This is a genomic window from Pontibacter sp. HJ8, assembly GCF_054824225.1.
Window position 1 is genome coordinate 1 of the sequence record NZ_JSYF01000111.1, and the last position, 2,014, is coordinate 2,014.

The 2,014-nt window shown below is 50.3% G+C and carries 1 protein-coding gene; it reads right to left on the minus strand.

What is annotated here, in order from left to right; translation table 11 throughout:
- Nucleotides 1–1,501, minus strand: a 1,501-nt coding sequence (gene guaA / locus OB13_RS06285) for a glutamine-hydrolyzing GMP synthase (RefSeq protein ID WP_461489300.1), incomplete at its 3' end; no start/stop codon positions are given.
- Nucleotides 1,502–2,014 lie beyond the last annotated feature (513 nt).

Sequence of the window (2,014 nt, forward strand, 5' to 3'; positions counted from 1 at the left end):
TGGAACTGATGTCGTACACGACGCGATTAACACCTTTTACCTTGTTGATGATCTCATTCGAAACATCTGCCAGAAACTCATACGGCAAACGGCTCCAGTCCGCTGTCATACCGTCTATAGAAGTCACGGCACGTAGCGCCACTACATTCTCGTAGGTGCGCTCATCGCCCATTACGCCTACTGACTGTACCGGGGTCAGGATAGCGCCTGCCTGCCATACCTCGTCATACAATCCGGATTTTTTGAGGTTGCTGATAAAGATATGGTCTACCTGCTGCAATACCTGTACCTTTTCAGCAGTGATATCGCCCAATATACGGATAGCCAGACCAGGACCCGGGAAAGGGTGACGGCCCAGGATGGCATCATCTATTTTGAGTGTCTTTCCTACCAGGCGAACTTCGTCTTTGAAAAGCGCCTTGAGCGGCTCCACTACTTTTAGTTTCATAAAGTCCGGTAGGCCGCCCACGTTGTGGTGCGATTTGATCGTAGCCGAAGGCCCTTTCACGCTCATGGATTCGATCACGTCCGGGTAAATAGTACCCTGCGCCAGCCACTTCACATCTTCAATTTTGTGGGCCTCGTCATCGAATACCTCAATAAAGGCACGCCCGATCGCTTTGCGCTTCAGTTCAGGGTCGGAGATTCCGGCCAGTGCACTATAGAACCTGTTCTTGGCATCCACGCCTTTCACGTTCAGTCCCATGTGCTTATAGGAGTCCAGTACCGTTTCGAACTCATCTTTGCGGAGCAGACCATTGTCTACGAAGATGCAGTACAGGTTCTTGCCGATCGCCTGGTGAATGAGCATGGCAGCCACACTCGAGTCCACGCCACCTGAAAGGCCCAGTACCACTTTGTCGTTGCCAATCGTTTGCTGCAGCTCCGCTACGGTAGACTCGACGAACTGCTCAGACGTCCAGTCCTGCTGGCAGTCGCAGATGTGCACCACGAAGTTTCGGAGCAGCGCTTTTCCTTCTTCGGAATGTGTTACTTCCGGGTGGAACTGAATGCCGTACGTTTCCTGTCCGCGCAGCTTGTAAGCCGCTACGCGCACCGTTTCCGTGCTGGCTATTATTTCAAAATTGTCAGGAATTTCCTTGATCGTGTCGCCGTGCGACATCCAAACGACAGAACCTGGCGTGAGTTCTTTCATGAGGCGGTTGGCAGTGTGCAGCTCCGATAACCTGGCGCGGCCATACTCCCGGGTAGTGGAAGGAGTCACTTCCCCCTGATGCTCATGGGCAATCAGTTGGGCACCATAGCAGACGCCGAGCAACGGAATGTTGCCCATGTATTGGCTTAAGTCGATGGTGGGGTGATCGTGGTCGCGTACCGAGCAGGGGCTGCCCGAGAGAATAACGCCTTTTACATCTTCGGTCAGTTCCGGAACATTATTGTAAGGATAAATCTCACAATATACATTAAGCTCGCGCACCCGTCTTGCAATTAGCTGGGTATATTGGGAGCCAAAGTCTAGTATCAGTATTTTTTCTGGCATGCGCAAAGGTAAGGCGCTTTTATAGTATATGCCAAAAATAGAGGGAATATATGTTGAGGGGAAAGCTTATTTAAAAGTGATAATTATTTTCTGAGTCTACTTTGATGGTGCTGTGTAGTTGTGGCTTTATCCAGCTTGCTACTAGTCTTGTTTGATCTTCGCCTGTGCGGCGAGCATTCCCTTTCTCTGTATACAGCAAGTTTAGCGTGAGCGCAACTTGTGGTTGTATGTGAGGCCAGTTTGGAACTGGCGGAGTTGCTGTTCCAGGTATAGCAACCTGACGTTGTTGTATAGCTTCGCCTGTCCGGCGGGGACCTACTTTTTTTCTTGACAAAAAAAGTAGGCAAAAAAGTCAAGACAACACAAAATCGCTGAACGCTCGAACAGTGTGTTGCCACAAAGTGCACCTGGTAGTGGCTATACCTGCGTAGCTTGGGTTGTAAGGTAGTCTGCTATACCTGCCAGCTATATCTACTCGTGCATAAATTCTCCCCTTGAGGGGAGTCAGAGGGG